Origin of the sequence: Puia sp. P3 (assembly GCF_050632245.1) — a bacterium.
In the GTDB taxonomy this organism is placed as follows: domain Bacteria; phylum Bacteroidota; class Bacteroidia; order Chitinophagales; family Chitinophagaceae; genus Puia.
Map to the genome: position 1 here is coordinate 1,971,932 of NZ_CP192583.1, position 13,880 is coordinate 1,985,811.

At 55.8% G+C, this 13,880-nt stretch carries 12 protein-coding genes and 1 pseudogene; 9 read left to right on the plus strand and 4 right to left on the minus strand.

What is annotated here, in order from left to right:
* Positions 1–35 precede the first annotated feature (35 nt).
* The 4 genes and pseudogenes from ACQ86N_RS11925 to ACQ86N_RS11940 form a co-directional block, all read left to right on the plus strand.
* Positions 36–1,783: pseudogene (locus ACQ86N_RS11925) on the plus strand (phosphoketolase family protein); the annotation flags it as partial.
* A gap of 70 nt (positions 1,784–1,853) precedes the next feature.
* Positions 1,854–2,351 carry a hypothetical protein gene (locus ACQ86N_RS11930; protein WP_431215340.1) on the plus strand — a complete coding sequence of 166 codons (498 nt, stop codon included), beginning with the start codon at positions 1,854–1,856 and terminating at the stop codon, positions 2,349–2,351.
* A gap of 68 nt (positions 2,352–2,419) precedes the next feature.
* Positions 2,420–4,183 carry a hypothetical protein gene (locus ACQ86N_RS11935; protein WP_431215341.1) on the plus strand — a complete coding sequence of 588 codons (1,764 nt, stop codon included), beginning with the start codon at positions 2,420–2,422 and terminating at the stop codon, positions 4,181–4,183.
* Positions 4,176–4,940 (plus strand): bacterial transcriptional activator domain-containing protein, encoded by a 765-nt coding sequence (locus ACQ86N_RS11940; protein WP_431215342.1) that lies wholly within the window; start codon positions 4,176–4,178, stop codon positions 4,938–4,940. The genes ACQ86N_RS11935 and ACQ86N_RS11940 overlap by 8 nt, the downstream gene beginning before the upstream one ends.
* A gap of 59 nt (positions 4,941–4,999) precedes the next feature.
* On the opposite strand, the gene ACQ86N_RS11945 is transcribed toward ACQ86N_RS11940, so the two are convergent.
* From ACQ86N_RS11945 to ACQ86N_RS11960, 4 genes are all read right to left on the minus strand, one after another.
* Positions 5,000–5,146, minus strand: coding sequence for a hypothetical protein (locus tag ACQ86N_RS11945; protein ID WP_431215343.1), 147 nt, complete (start codon positions 5,144–5,146; stop codon positions 5,000–5,002).
* 5 nt (positions 5,147–5,151) lie between these two features.
* The gene (locus ACQ86N_RS11950) at positions 5,152–7,491 is read right to left on the minus strand and encodes an IPT/TIG domain-containing protein (RefSeq protein ID WP_431215344.1); all 2,340 of its coding nucleotides are present in this window, start codon (positions 7,489–7,491) and stop codon (positions 5,152–5,154) included.
* Positions 7,455–8,081: an IPT/TIG domain-containing protein gene (locus ACQ86N_RS11955; protein ID WP_431215345.1), complete on the minus strand. Its 627-nt coding sequence runs from the start codon at positions 8,079–8,081 to the stop codon at positions 7,455–7,457. Before ACQ86N_RS11955 ends, ACQ86N_RS11950 begins: the two co-directional genes overlap by 37 nt.
* Positions 8,082–8,261: 180 nt before the next feature.
* Positions 8,262–8,975, minus strand: coding sequence for a hypothetical protein (locus ACQ86N_RS11960; protein ID WP_431215346.1), 714 nt, complete (start codon positions 8,973–8,975; stop codon positions 8,262–8,264).
* Between the two features lie 458 nt (positions 8,976–9,433).
* Here ACQ86N_RS11960 and ACQ86N_RS11965 point away from each other — a divergent pair, with 458 nt between their 5' ends.
* The 5 genes from ACQ86N_RS11965 (at position 9,434) to ACQ86N_RS11985 (ending at position 13,786) form a co-directional block, all read left to right on the plus strand.
* The gene (locus ACQ86N_RS11965) at positions 9,434–10,531 is read left to right on the plus strand and encodes a glycosyl hydrolase family 8 (protein WP_431215347.1); all 1,098 of its coding nucleotides are present in this window, start codon (positions 9,434–9,436) and stop codon (positions 10,529–10,531) included.
* Positions 10,444–11,424 (plus strand): polysaccharide deacetylase family protein, encoded by a 981-nt coding sequence (locus ACQ86N_RS11970; protein WP_431215348.1) that lies wholly within the window; start codon positions 10,444–10,446, stop codon positions 11,422–11,424. The genes ACQ86N_RS11965 and ACQ86N_RS11970 overlap by 88 nt, the downstream gene beginning before the upstream one ends.
* A 100-nt stretch (positions 11,425–11,524) precedes the next feature.
* Entirely contained in the window at positions 11,525–11,878 is a 354-nt protein-coding gene (locus tag ACQ86N_RS11975; protein WP_431215349.1) for an ABC transporter permease, read from the plus strand.
* Positions 11,769–13,559 (plus strand): ABC transporter permease, encoded by a 1,791-nt coding sequence (locus ACQ86N_RS11980; RefSeq protein ID WP_431215350.1) that lies wholly within the window; start codon positions 11,769–11,771, stop codon positions 13,557–13,559. Before ACQ86N_RS11975 ends, ACQ86N_RS11980 begins: the two co-directional genes overlap by 110 nt.
* Entirely contained in the window at positions 13,538–13,786 is a 249-nt protein-coding gene (locus ACQ86N_RS11985; RefSeq protein WP_431215351.1) for an ABC transporter permease, read from the plus strand. Before ACQ86N_RS11980 ends, ACQ86N_RS11985 begins: the two co-directional genes overlap by 22 nt.
* Positions 13,787–13,880 lie beyond the last annotated feature (94 nt).

Genomic DNA, 13,880 nt, shown 5'->3' on the forward strand with positions numbered 1-13,880 from the left:
TTATGATAAATAATAGCAACGGGCTGCTGCAAAAGATGCATGCCTACTGGCGCGCCGCCAACTATCTGTCCGCAGGACAGATGTACCTGAAGGCCAATCCCCTTCTGAAGGAGCGACTGGCTCCCGAACATATCAAGCACCTCCTGCTGGGGCACTGGGGCACGTCGCCCGGACAGAACTTCGTCTATGTACATCTGAACAGGATCATCAGGGAATACGACCTGAATATGATCTATGTTTCCGGTCCCGGACATGGCGGTCCTGCGCTGGTGGCCAACACTTATCTGGAGGGGACCTACAGCGAGATCTATCACGATATCAGCCGCGACGAGGAAGGGATGTGCAAACTGTTCAAACAGTTCTCCTTCCCGGGCGGGATACCGAGCCACGTCTCTCCGGAATGTCCGGGTTCGATACATGAGGGCGGAGAGCTCGGCTACTCGCTGAGTCATTCATTCGGCGCTGCCTTCGACAACCCTTCGCTGATAGTGGCCTGCGTCGTCGGCGACGGGGAGGCAGAGACGGGGCCTCTCGCCACGGCCTGGCATTCCAATAAATTCCTCAATCCGGTGACCGACGGGACCGTGCTACCGATTCTTCATCTCAATGGCTTTAAGATCGCCAATCCGACGATTCTTGCCCGGATCAGCCGCGGCGAGCTCGAGCAGCTGTTCAACGGCTATGGATGGGACGTGCATTTTGTAGAAGGAGATGACCCTGAGAAGATGCACGCCCTGATGGCTGCGACTCTCGACGAGATCGTGGAAAAGATCAGGGCCATCCGTTCGTCGGCGAAAGAGAAGGCGGAGCGTCCGCGCTGGCCGATGCTGGTGCTGAGGACGCCCAAGGGATGGACGGGGCCAAAGGTCGTCAACGGGTTTCCCATCGAAGGCAGCTGGCGTGCGCACCGGTGCCGATACCGGACCCCGCCGGCAACAAGGACCAGCTGCGGCTGCTGGAAGAATGGCTGAGGAGCTATAAGCCGGAAGAGCTTTTCGACGAAAAAGGAGCGTTGCTGCCCGAGCTGGCAGAGCTGGCTCCGGCAGGCGAAAGGCGGATGGGCGCCAATCCAAACGCGAACGGCGGGCTGCTGCTGAAAGACCTGAAGATGCCCGAGTTCAGGGATTTTGCCCTGAAGATACCCGGTCCCGGCAAGGTAAAGGCGTCGGATACGACGGTATTGGGTGAGTTTCTTGCCGCCGTCGTCCGTCTCAACCAGGAACAGCGGAACTTCCGTCTTTTTGGTCCGGACGAGACGCTGTCCAACAAGCTGGACGCCGTTTTCAAAGAGACCAACCGCCAGTGGGAAGCGGAAATAACGCCGCAGGACCAGTATCTGGCCGGCGACGGACGGGTCATTGAAGTGCTCAGCGAGCACCAGTGCGAGGGCTTTCTGGAAGGCTACCTGCTGACGGGCCGGCACGGTCTGTTCAACAGCTATGAGGCCTTTATTCACATCGTCGACTCGATGTTCAACCAGCATGCCAAATGGCTAAAGGTGACCCTGCATATCCCCTGGCGCCGTAAGATCGCTTCGCTGAACTATCTGCTGGCTTCGCATGTCTGGCGCCAGGACCATAACGGCTTCACGCATCAGGATCCGGGCTTCATCGACCACGTCGTCAATAAGAAGGCCGAGGTAGTAAGAGTCTATCTTCCTCCCGACGCCAACTGTCTGCTTTCGACGATGGATCACTGTCTCCGGAGCCGGCACTACGTAAATGTCGTCGTGGCGGGCAAGCATCCTGCTCCGCAGTGGCTCGGTATGGAAGAAGCGGTCCTGCACTGTACGAAGGGAGTGGGCATCTGGACCTGGGCCAGCAATGACCGAGGACAGCAGTCCGGACGTGGTGATGGCTGCGGCGGGGGACGTGCCTTCGCTGGAGATACTCGCGGCGATCTCTATTCTCCGGAAGAAGCTGCCGGATTTAAAGATCCGGATGGTCAATGTGGTCGATCTGATGAAACTGCAGCCACAGACGGAGCACCCGCATGGGTTAAGCGACAGGGATTTCGATATGCTGTTCACCAAAGACAGGCCCATTATCTTCGCCTATCACGGGTATCCCTGGCTGATCCACAGGCTGACGTACCGGCGGACGAATCACGGTAACCTGCACGTCAGGGGGTACAAGGAAGAAGGGACGATCACGACGCCTTTCGACATGACCGTGCTCAACGATATGGACAGATTCCATCTCGTGATGGACGTAATCGACCGGCTGCCGGAGCTGGGTGAAAAATGCGCCTACATCAAGCAGGAAATGCAGGATCTGCTGATCCGGCACCGGGAGTATATCAACAGGGAGGGGATGGATATGCCGGAAGTGCTCAACTGGAAGTGGGAGTAGCGGGGTTTCAGCGGATGGGGTGGCCGAATAGGGAAAAAAGTGTATTTTTAGCCCTTTCCAGTGTGAACATGAAAATAGCTGTCTGCTTCGTCATATTAGTAGCGTTCTTTACTTATGCAGGACATTCACAATCTTATGGATTACAATTCGCCAGCCATGAGGTCGTACAGGAGAAGAGGACAGGCCTGAACCTAAGCCCCGTGGAACCTTTGTGTTTGACGGAAGACGGCGAGCTGTCTTTTGATCTTCAGTTTGCCCCGCGTATGGAGACCTATTTTGGATATGTCTTCCGGATCATCACCACCGACCATCAGAATATCGACCTGGTCTATAATCAAAAGCTGGGAAATTTCAATTTTATCATCGGAGAGACGGTAGCCGGTACGTTCAGGATCGACTCTCCCCGCCTGTATACGCAGTGGAGCCAGGTAGCGCTGCATTTTGCTACAAAAGACAAGTCACTCGGGTTCTATGTCAACCAGCGTCTGGTCGGGAAAAGCAAGGCGCCTTTCAAGGGCGATCCATGTTTTCGGCTGGTGTTCGGAACGAGCGGCGTGGACGAGTTTCAGACAGCGGATATCCCCCCCATGAGTATCCGAAATATCCGGGTGGCGGAGAACCGCCGGCTTCGGTACTATTGGCCGTTGTCGGAGGCTTCGGGAGAAGAATCCCGTGACAGCGTCGGGAACAGGCCTGCGCGTGTGACCAATGCGATCTGGATCCGCAGCCGCCATCAGGACTGGGCGCTGGTGAATGCCTGTCAGATCAACGGCATACCCGCCATCGCCTTCGACCCGGGCAAAGAACTGCTCTACCTGGTGACTCCCGACTCGCTGTATAGCTTCTCGCTTTCGCGGTCGACCCTTTCGGGCGTGCGACTGGCCGACCCCGATGATCCGACCCGTCTGCCGGCGGGACATCAGGCCATTTTCGACCCTGCCCATGACCGGCTGTACGATGCGTATATCGACCAAAAAACAGTCAGGACCTGGCTGGGCAACAACAACCGCTGGGACGGTCATTTCCTGCCGGGCCCGCTTACCGAGTTCTGGCATGCCAATAAATTTCTTTCCCCGAAGGACTCGGCCGTCTATATGATCGGCGGATACGGGCAGCTTCACTATAAGAATCTGGTACAGCGCTATGATATCCCGCAGAAAAAATGGGAGGTCGTGACGCCCAGGGGCGACCACCTGCCCCCGCACTATCTGGGAGCGCTGGGCACCAACAGCACAGGCGACACGGCGTGGTTGCTCGGCGGCTACGGCAGCAATACGGGCGACCAGATGGTCAATCCCAAATACTATTACGATCTGTATGCTTACAGCATCGGGGACCAGCGGATCAGGACGGTCTATCACCTGAAGGAGCCGGAGAAACAATTCTGTTTCGCCAATAGCACTGGTCATCGACGACAAGTCGAGAGAATATTACGGGCTGATCTTCCCCAACGACCGGTTCAATTCCACCCTGCAGCTGATCCGGGGTTCGCTGAGTTCGCCGGAATACGAGCTGCTGGGAGATACCATCCCTTACTCTTTCTACGACGTGCGGTCTTTTGCAGACCTGTATTATTCGCCCAACGGGAAGAAACTGGTCGCCGTGACCTTTTATACCACCAAGGAGAACAAGACGGACGTCAGGATCTATTCGATCGCCTTTCCGCCGTATGCGGTCTCACCGGTAGTGGTAGCCGCCGGTCCTTCGACTCCCTGGTGGGGGTATGCGCTGGCGATTGCCGGCCTGGGCGGACTGACCTGGGTGATGTTTGGAAGAAAGAAAAAGAAAGTCGCCCCGGTCACGCCCGCTGCGCCTGTGCCAGTCGTGAATGAAACTGTTCTGCAGCAAGCGCCTCCCGCGGCGCCGGTCGAACCGGTCGCCAATATTTATTTCTTCGGGCCTTTCGAGGTGGTGGATAAGTCGGGCAACGACCTGACTAAGCTGTTTACGCCGCTGCTGAAAGAACTATTCCTGCTGATAGCCCTTTACTCCATCCGTTCGGGCAAGGGGATCTCCTCGGAGAAGCTGTATGCGACACTCTGGAGGGACAAGTCCAGCAAGGACGCGCAGAATAATCGCAGCGTCAATATGGTCAAGCTGAAGGCTATTCTCGACAGGCTGGGTACCTGCGGCATTATAAAAGAGGGCGACAAGTGGGTGTTCCAGTACAAGCCGGAGGAAATCTGCATCGACCTTGCGCGTTTCTATACGTTTTTGAATGCGCCGCATGCACCGGACAAGGCGCATATCCGGCAGCTGCTGCAGATCGTCCACCGGGGAAGCCTTTTGCCGGACACCTCCTATGACTGGCTGGACGATATTCAGTCGGAGATATCGGGGAAGGTGCTGGACGCGCTGTCCGCGGCACTGACGCCGTCGGCTGCCGATCCGGAGCTGCAGCTCGAGGTGGCGGGCGGTATATTCCTGTTCGACCCTATCAACGAAGAGGCCTTGCGGGTGAAGTGCAGAAGCCTGAGTACGCTGGGGCGGCATTCGATGGCGAAGGCCGCATTTGAAAAATTTGCCCGGGAATACCATCAGATGTATGGAGAGGAATTCCAGCAAAGCTTTCAGGAGATCATAGCTTAATACTATCGCGCGACAAAACCATAGTGAAAAGACCCGGCAATAAGCCGGGTCTTTTGTTTTTACAGTACAAGGATTGTCTGGTATGATGTCTTTGTTCCGTTGGTCCATCGCAGCTGATAGGTTCCTCTGGGGTATCCCGGTATATTGATCCTTACCTGGGACTGGCCTGGGGGCACGACGTCTTTCTTCATGACCCGACCGTTCATGTCTGTCAGTAAGAATGTCGACGTGCTGTTGGCGTCGGGCAGGTCGACCAGGAAAAGCCATATTTTACGGGGTTGGGATAAATGACCAGCAGCGGCGAAGAGTTGGCCAGCTGCAGTGATATCGTGGGTCCATAACTGTAGTGTGCCGTCGTGTCCTGCATCTTGAGGCGGTAGTAATTGATGCCGTCCCTTGGCGACTGGTCCGTGAATGTATAGCTGTGGCCGGTGCCGGTCTTGTTGGTGACGGGGATGGTGCCGACGACGGTGAACTGGCTGCCGTCGACGCTTCTCTCTATGGCATAGAAGGAAATGCCGCCATCGTTGCGGGTCTGCCAGTTGATGTGCGGCAGGTTACCCGATAGCGCGCCGCTGAACTGCACCAGTTGGAAGGCACCACCGCCCGGGCTGGTCCGGGTGGTATCGTAGACATAGATGAATCCCGCGAGCGAATCCGCGCCGACCGGACCTGCGACTTTTACCAGACCGGTAGCGCCGGTGCCTACAATAGCTACGATCGTATTGTCCGACTGGCTGTTGATAATGGCAGGGCTGCCGCCAAAGCTGACGCTGACGACGTCTTTCAGGTATAGACCCGTTATGGTGACGGTCCCGCCGGTGGCTGCGCTCTGGGGCGTGAACGAAGTGATGCGGGGCGGATTTTGCGGCGGCGGCGCAGTCATGAACGTGAAGCCCGGATAAGAGGCATTGCCGTTGGTTCCGGTGACTGCGACGCTGCCGGTGGCTCCCGCGGCGACGAAGGCGTGTATGGAATTATCCGAATAGATCTGGAATGACTGTGCGGGTGTTCCGCCGAACGTCACGGCTGTCACATTCGACAGATTGGTTCCCGTGATGACGATCTCCGCGCCCTGCATCGCACTCATCGGAGAGAACGAAGAGATGGTCGGAGGTCCGGCGCTGGCGCTGGTAAATATGAATCCGGCGGCCGTGGCCGTATCCGCAAGGGACATCACTTTTACGGACCCTGTCGAGCCAGTGCCGACAATAGCCGATATGGTCGTATCGGAAATGATATTGATGGATGTTGCAGGGGTGCCGCCAAAGCTGACTGCGTTGACCTGGTTGGATATAAATCCGGTGCCCTTTATCAGGATGGCGGTGCCGGTGTTGGCACTGGTCGGAGAGAAACTGGTGATCGTCGGCGGATTCAGCTGAAACTTAAAGCCCGGCATTGTGGCAAAGGCGTTGGCTGTCGTCACTTTTACGAGGCCCGAGGAGCCCGCGCCCACTGTCGCGATAATGGATGTGGGCGACGCTACGGTATACTGCGCGGGCGCGCCGCCGAAAGAGACGCCCGTGATGTTGGTGAAGTCGATCCCGGTGATCGTCACCACCGTGCCGGAAGTACCGGTGGCAGGCGAAAACGAAGTGATGGCCAGGTCGGTCGACTTTTTATTGATCAGGATGGATATCGAGGAAACCCCGTTGTTGACGACCGGCAGATCGGGCAAACCGTCTCCGTCCATATCCGCCGGCGCTACCCAGTATGCCTGTGAATTGGCCAGGTAGCCGGCAGCCGGCGCAAATGATGCATGCCCGCTGGTGCTGGTATTGCGATAAATGGATACCGAATCGCTGATCGGACTGCCAGCGCCCTGCGTGACGAGGCTCAGGTCGGGAAGGCCGTCACCGTCGAGGTCGCTTAGCGCGATCTGGGCGGGATACATGGGCGTCGGAGTAGTTTTGGATTCCGTACTGAATGAAATATTTCCGGGTGTACTGGTGTTCCTGAATATTCCCAGCGTAAATGCAAAGAAGTTGGAGGCTACCAGATCGGTCTTGCCGTCCCCATCCAGATCCCCGGCAGCCAGCCCGATAGGGTTCGCCGGGTCCCCCCATTCATCCGGATCGCCGGTGATCATGGGCTGTGGGGTAGTTATGGGATTTAGGGTAATGGTAGCACTTCCGCGGGTGGAGGCGTTCTGAAATATGTCGATCTGGTCGTTGTTCTCGTCTGTATAGGCCAGTTCGGGCATGCCGTCTCCGTCGAGGTCGGCCGCAGCGAGCGCTCCCGGGTAACTGCCGGATACGAGGGTCAGCGACTGGATTGCTCCGAAAGAAAAACCACCGGGCGTGCTGTTGTTGGCAAGGACGTTGATATTGCTGTTGCCGATGTGGTCGAGGGTGGCTATATCGGTTCTGCCATCCCCGTTGAAGTCGGCAAGGGTTATATACACAATATTGGCGGAGGCGGGAATAGGTACCGGAGTCGCGTTGAATGAGATGTTTCCCGGCGTGCTCGTATTCTCATAGACATAGACAAAGGCGTCGGTCGACAGGGTCACCATCAACTCCGGCTTGCCGTCACCGTCGAGGTCTCCCACCGCCAGCGCCTGCGGAGCGGCCGCTGAGGGGCAGGATAGAATGTTGCGGGTGTGCTCAGCTTCGGATAGCCAATGGTGCTGGTATTATTAAAGACGAGCAATCCCTGAGTATTGATAACGGCCAGGTCGATCTTACCGTCGCCGTCGAGGTCTTTTGCGCAGACCATGGTTGGGCTGGTTCCTCCCATGGATACGGGTGTTCCCGTACTAAAGGCCTGCGGAGTGAACTGACCGGGGTCGGAGAAGATGACGTCAAAGGGGAGTGCCGAGGCGGCAGTCAGACCGCCGGTCGTCACGGTTATCGGCTCGTATGTCGTGCCTGTCGGAACGGCGACCGTCAGCGTCGTCGTGCTGGCCGAACTGATGCTTGCTTTTACCGCACCGAAATAGACGGTATTGTCTGCGGGCGTGGCGCTGAAATTACTACCGGTGATGGTAACCGTAGTACCGATTGGACCTGACAGCGGTGCGAAGGAATTTATTATAGGCTGCGCCTGCAGCAGGAAGGGGAGTAATACCGAAGTCAGAAAGAAGACGACACGTCTTCCTCTACCAAATAATGGTTTTCTGCCAGGGTTTAGTTTCGGCATGGGGTATTGAATTTGGTAACAATATAATAGAAAGACCTGGTAATCAAAAATGTATTTGAATAAATAATATATGTATACGTTTATTTGTCCTTTTGCGACGTATTACGTATAAAATTAAAACAGGGTTATTGCTTTTGGCAATAACCCTGATCTAAGGAACCGCCACAAGCGGTTCGTCTATTATTGTTTTGGCGCCGGAGTAATGTTTTCGTTGGCGTAGGGCCAGGTGATGGGTTTGTTGACGTTGGGGATGCTGATGCCCTTGTTGCTGCCGCGTTTGGCGGCGTCAGGACCAAAGAAATACAGGGGGCGTCCCTTGTAGGTCAGCTGGGTACGGCCTACGACGGTGACATTGGCAAAATCGGTCTTGTTCAGCGTAGAGGGCACGCTGCCGATGGAAGACAGGGTGTCGACCGGCCAGGAAGGGTTGTTGCTGTAGTCGGCTTTCGTGAATTTATTGATGTTGAACGAATCGTTCTTGAAATTGTACAGCGTGTGTCCGTGGTCGTCAGTGATGTAGCGCGTGAGACCCGTTCCCGGATTATACAGCGAATCGTAGAGATTGCCGTCATTGCCTTTCAGTTGTCCATTGGCGATCATTACGGTGTAGTCGGGTTTTGCGACGTACCAGACCTTGCCGACCGGATCGCCTTTCACGTCGCCGGCCTTGCTGTCCTGAGCAAAGTAGTACAGTGGCCAGCCTTTATAAGTAGTCTGTTTGCTGCCGTCGTTGCGGGTGATCGTGGCGAAGTCGCTGCTTTTGAGTCCGTCCGACAGTGTGGGATTGTTGACGTAAAAGATGGGCCAGGCCGTTGCACAGCCGCCATAGCAGGTAGAGGTATCGCCTGCGTCATCCGAGAAGAAGTAGAGCGACCGGCCGTTGCTGTCGGTCATGATCTTGCCGAAGCTCGGCGTTGTCCGCTAGCTGTACCTGTATTTTAGGCACGGGGGGAGGAGCGGGAGGGTTGTCATTGCTTTTTTTGGAGCAGGATGCGGCGCTGAAGAGAATGCCAATGGCAAGGCCTGCCATTGCGAAATGGTGGTTGTTAAGTTTCATGGTTGTTTAAATAAAAAATGAAAACTGGTCCCCTGGAATGTACAGGTTACTAAAAAATTGGTTGTTCGAAATAGTTTCTGGGTATGGAAAACGCCCGAGGGAATGCAGGGGTTGCCTGAAGATAAAAATAGCAGGCACCTGGTTTTTGCAGACAATAATCGTCCGTTGGCAGCGATAAATATATACAGCTGCAAAAGATCAGGACGGCACATCCCGAATATATTCACACGCTCGGGCTACCGGGGTGGTTCACGAAAAATGTAATCGGTTGCAATTTTTTGACTTATATTGGGGTATGAAATGCTTGTTTGCCCTTTTCCTTTCTGTCATTACCCTCTGTTCGGAAGGTCAGTCCCTCTCCGACGGACGCGGCGCCTACGCCACGGGCGTCTACCGCAATCTTTTCCGCGAGAATGGTCATAGCGAGGCGGCGCTTTCCGTAAAAATCGATTCGGCCTTTCAGCAGCTGTTTCACGGAGACAGCAGCCAGGCCGTCTATTTCCCGGCGGGCAGCAATGCCAATGGTCCGCTGGCGTATGTCAGCGACGTCCCCCACTATGATATCCGCAGCGAGGGTATGTCCTACGGGATGATGATCGCCGTCCAGCCGGACAGAAAGGCGGAGTTCGATGCAATATGGAACTATGCGATGAGCTATATGTATATCAGCGATGAGGCGCATCCTTCGGCCGGGTATTTTTCCTGGTCCCTGAAAAGGGATGGTACTCCCAACGAGGAGACGCCGGCGCCGGACGGAGAGGAATATTTTGTCATGTCGCTCTATTTTGCCGCGGGCCGCTGGGGCAATGGCTCGGGCATCTACAATTACCAGGCCTGGGCCGATAAAATTCTGTCGGCGATGCGGCATCATCCACTGAAGTCCGGTCCGACAAAATTCGGAATGCGCACCATCGCCACGATGGTCAATGAGGATGCCAGGATCATCCGTTTTGTACCGGGCGTGGATCGCGGGGGCTTCTCCGATCCGTCCTATCACCTGCCGGCTTTTTATGAGTTGTGGGCGCGCTGGGGCCCGAAGGAGGACCGCGCTTTCTGGGCGGCGGCAGCGGATACCAGCCGGGCGTATTTCAGAAAAGCCAGCAATCCCCGGACCGGGCTGGCGCCGGACTACGCCAATTTTGACGGAACTCCCTTCGTCTCGCCGCGCAACCACCGGTCGGCCAATTTTTCATTCGATTCCTGGCGAACGGCGAGCAACTGGTCGGTGGACTACAACTGGTGGGGTAAGGACGAGGGCGAACGGGTGCTGAGCGATCGTATCGAGTCCTTTTTGCCTCGCAGGGTATGGATACTTACGGCTGCCAGTATACGCTGGACGGACAAAAACTGGACAACAGGCACGCCAGCGGGCTTGTCGCCACGAATGCGGTGACGGGTCTTTCAGCCACGCGGCCGGGCAGCAGGGCGTTCGTCGAGGCGTTGTGGAATTCGCCAGTCCCGCAGCAGTGGGTAGAAAGATATTATGACGGTCTGTTGCATATCATGAGCCTTCTTCACTGCGGCGGCCGGTACAGGATCTATCCTCCCAAAGAGACAGGGACATGGGATCACAAACGCTGCGCGGTCGTCCTGACCTATGACGATGCCATCGACAATCACCTCGATAAGGTGATGCCCGAACTGGATAGCGCCGGGCTGACCGCCACCTTTTATCTGATCGGTTCTTCACCCGCGGTAAGCCGACGCATCGGGGATTGGCGGAAGGTGGCGGCAAAAGGGAACGAACTGGGGAATCACTCCCTGTTCCATCCCTGCGATGGGAGTCTGCCGGGCCGCAACTGGATAACATCGGAAAACGACCTGTCGAAGTATACGGTCAGGCGCGCCGTCAACGAGATAAGGGCCAACAACGAGCTGCTTTCGGCTATCGACGGCAGGTCGGCACGGACCTTTGCCTTTCCCTGCGGCGACCTGCGCATCAGGGATACGCTGTTCTACGATTCGCTGAAGAACGATTTTGTCGCCGCCCGCGGAACGAACTCCGGCCTGGAAACGGTTGACCGCACCGATCTTTCGAATATCCGCTGTTATGGCATCAACGGCCAGAACGCCGACTATATGATCGGGCTGGTGAAACAGGCCATGGAGTCCCGCAGTCTGATCGTCTTTCTTTTTCATGGCGTGGGCGGAGGGCACAATATCAACGTGGCACTCGAAGACCACCGGCGGCTGATCGGTTATCTCAAAGAGCATGAAAAGGAGATCTGGGTGGCGCCTATGGTGGATGTCGCCGAATATATCCGCGGACAACGGGTGTATCGATAGCGAACAGTTGTTCGCGTCGCATTTTGCGTAATTTTTTGGTTCTCAGAAATTTGGGAAAAGGGCATCTTCTTCGCGGTGAAATGGTCTTAATTCATTTCCATTGTTAAAGAACTATATCAGGATCGCCTGGCGGAATATCCTGCGGCATAAAGTGTATGCCGGCATCAACGTTTTCGGTCTTGCCCTGGGCATGACCTGCTGCCTTTTTATCTTTCTCTGGGTGCAGGATGAAAGGAGTGTGGACAGCAATTACCCGAAGGAAAAGAATCTGTATACCGTCTACATGACCTCTGCCGCCGATGGCCACGTGGAGGGCGGGTATAACACGCCGATCTCGTTCAATCGTGAAAAAAACACGGGAATTCGCGCTGGAGGAGACGGCGGGGTCGGTGCCGGATGTGCGAAATACCGTTTATTATGCGACGGGCTACGAGCTTCCCTGGGGACATCCTGAGACGCTACAGGTCGGCGACAAGGTCATCAAGTTCGACGGGGCCCGGGCCAGCGGAGGATTTTTAGCCTCTTCGGCTTCCCTTTGCTGGAGGGGAGGCCTTCTACGGCTCCTGGCGGGCATTTACAGTGTAGCGATCTCCCGAAAGACGGCGGAGTCGCTATTTGGAAGCGCCCATGCGGCCATGGGCAGGACCGTGCGGTATGAGAACAAAATGGATCTGGCCGTGTCGGCCGTTTTCGAAGACCTTCCGGAGCGCTGCTCTTTCCACTGCGATTTCCTGCTGTCCTGGGAGGCGCAGAAGAGTCGTCATCTGGAATGGGCGAGCAATGGTTTTCGTACCTATATGGAACTGACGCCCGGCGCGGACCCGCGGAAGACGGAAACAGCGATCAATGCCTGGCTGGCCACGCGGCTGGCCCCTGCTGACAGAGCCGCGCTGCATGCGGGGCTGCAGCGTATGGAAGACCAGTACCTTTACAACGTTTTTGTAAATGGCCGCCCGGAGGCGGGGCGTATCGAATACGTCCGCATCTTCAGCAGCGTTGCCCTTTTTATTCTCCTGATCGCCTGCGTCAATTTTATGAACCTTGCCACGGCGAGGTCGGTCCGGAGGGCGAAAGAGATAGGCCTGCGGAAGGTGGTAGGTTCGACGAGGGGGCATCTCATCGGTCAGTTCATCGGCGAGTCGCTCGTCTTCTCCTTTTTAGCGATGTTGTTGTCGCTGCTTTTGCTGGCAGTACTGTTACCCGCCTTTAACGGATTCACGGACAAGCATATCCGCTACCCGCTGACGCAGCCCGGATTCTGGGTTACGCTGCCCGCGGTCATGCTGGTAACGGGACTGGTGGCGGGCAGCTATCCGGCGCTGTACCTATCTTCTCTCCGGCCGGTAAAGGTATTGAAGGGAGTGGTCAGGTATACGCAAAGCTCGATCCTTTTCCGGAAGGGACTAACCGTTTTTCAATTCGTGCTTTCGCTGTTCCTGTTGATCGCCACGATCGTCATCACCAGGCAAACGAATTATGTAGAGACGACCAATCTGGGATACAACCGGGAAAATATCATATATGTGCGCATCGAAGGCGAGCTGTCAAACCCAAAAGGATATGCGCTATTCAAGCAGGAGCTGCTGGCTTCGCCGGGTATTGCGGTGGTCGACCGCAGCAGCGAGGAGCCGCATTCCATGAATTTCCTGGTGACGGACGACCAGATCGTATGGCAGGGGAAGGGCAAAAATTCGAAAGTCGGGGTCAATCCTTCTTCCGTCGGATTCGATTTTGTCCGGCTGCTCGGTCTGAAGATCGCGGAAGGGCGCAATTTTTCGCCGCAAAATCCGACGGATTCCTCGGATGCATTTCTTATCAATGAGACGGGCGCCAGGGAAATGGGGATGAAGAACCCCATCGGGAAATGGGTCCAGGCCTGGAAGAAGAAGGGACATATCATCGGCGTGATAAAGGATTTTCATTCCAATTCGCTTCGTGACCCCATCGTCCCGATATTGCTGGATATAAAAGAGTACGAATATTTTGGCGTGGTTATGATCAAAACCCTGCCGGGGCAGACGCGGCAGGCGCTTGCCGGTATCGAAAAGGTCTACAGGGAGATCAATCCGAAATTTGCGTTCGCCTATCAGTTCGTGGACGAGGAGTACCAAAAATGTATGAGACCGAGTTGCTGATGACCCGGTTGTCACTGTTGTTCGCGTCCCTGGCCATCCTGATTTCCTGTTTGGGTCTGTTGGGTCTGGTGATGTTTGCCGCGGAACAGCGGACAAAAGAGATCGGTATCCGCAAGGTGCTGGGCGCCTCGCTGGGGCAGATCGTCACACTTTTTTCATCGGACTTCTTGTGGTTGATCGCTATTGCCTTTCTGATAGCGGGTCCCACTGGCACTGGTATACGATGAATATCTGGCTGAGCGATTTTGCCTACCGGATCGATCTCTCGTGGTGGATATTTGTCCTGGCAGGGCTGCTGGTCACGGGCGTGGCGCTCGCAAC

What these genes read in the sequence shown, in the direction of transcription:
- ACQ86N_RS11970 (WP_431215348.1), top strand. Translation starts at nt 10,444, where the DNA reads ATGGATACTTACGGCTGCCAGTATACGCTGGACGGACAAAAACTGGAC.
- ACQ86N_RS11955 (WP_431215345.1), bottom strand. Translation starts at nt 8,081, where the DNA reads ATGCCGAAACTAAACCCTGGCAGAAAACCATTATTTGGTAGAGGAAGA.
- ACQ86N_RS11965 (WP_431215347.1), top strand. Translation starts at nt 9,434, where the DNA reads ATGAAATGCTTGTTTGCCCTTTTCCTTTCTGTCATTACCCTCTGTTCG.
- ACQ86N_RS11960 (WP_431215346.1), bottom strand. Translation starts at nt 8,975, where the DNA reads ATGACCGACAGCAACGGCCGGTCGCTCTACTTCTTCTCGGATGACGCA.
- ACQ86N_RS11945 (WP_431215343.1), bottom strand. Translation starts at nt 5,146, where the DNA reads ATGAACGGTCGGGTCATGAAGAAAGACGTCGTGCCCCCAGGCCAGTCC.
- ACQ86N_RS11930 (WP_431215340.1), top strand. Translation starts at nt 1,854, where the DNA reads ATGGCTGCGGCGGGGGACGTGCCTTCGCTGGAGATACTCGCGGCGATC.
- ACQ86N_RS11935 (WP_431215341.1), top strand. Translation starts at nt 2,420, where the DNA reads ATGAAAATAGCTGTCTGCTTCGTCATATTAGTAGCGTTCTTTACTTAT.
- ACQ86N_RS11985 (WP_431215351.1), top strand. Translation starts at nt 13,538, where the DNA reads ATGTATGAGACCGAGTTGCTGATGACCCGGTTGTCACTGTTGTTCGCG.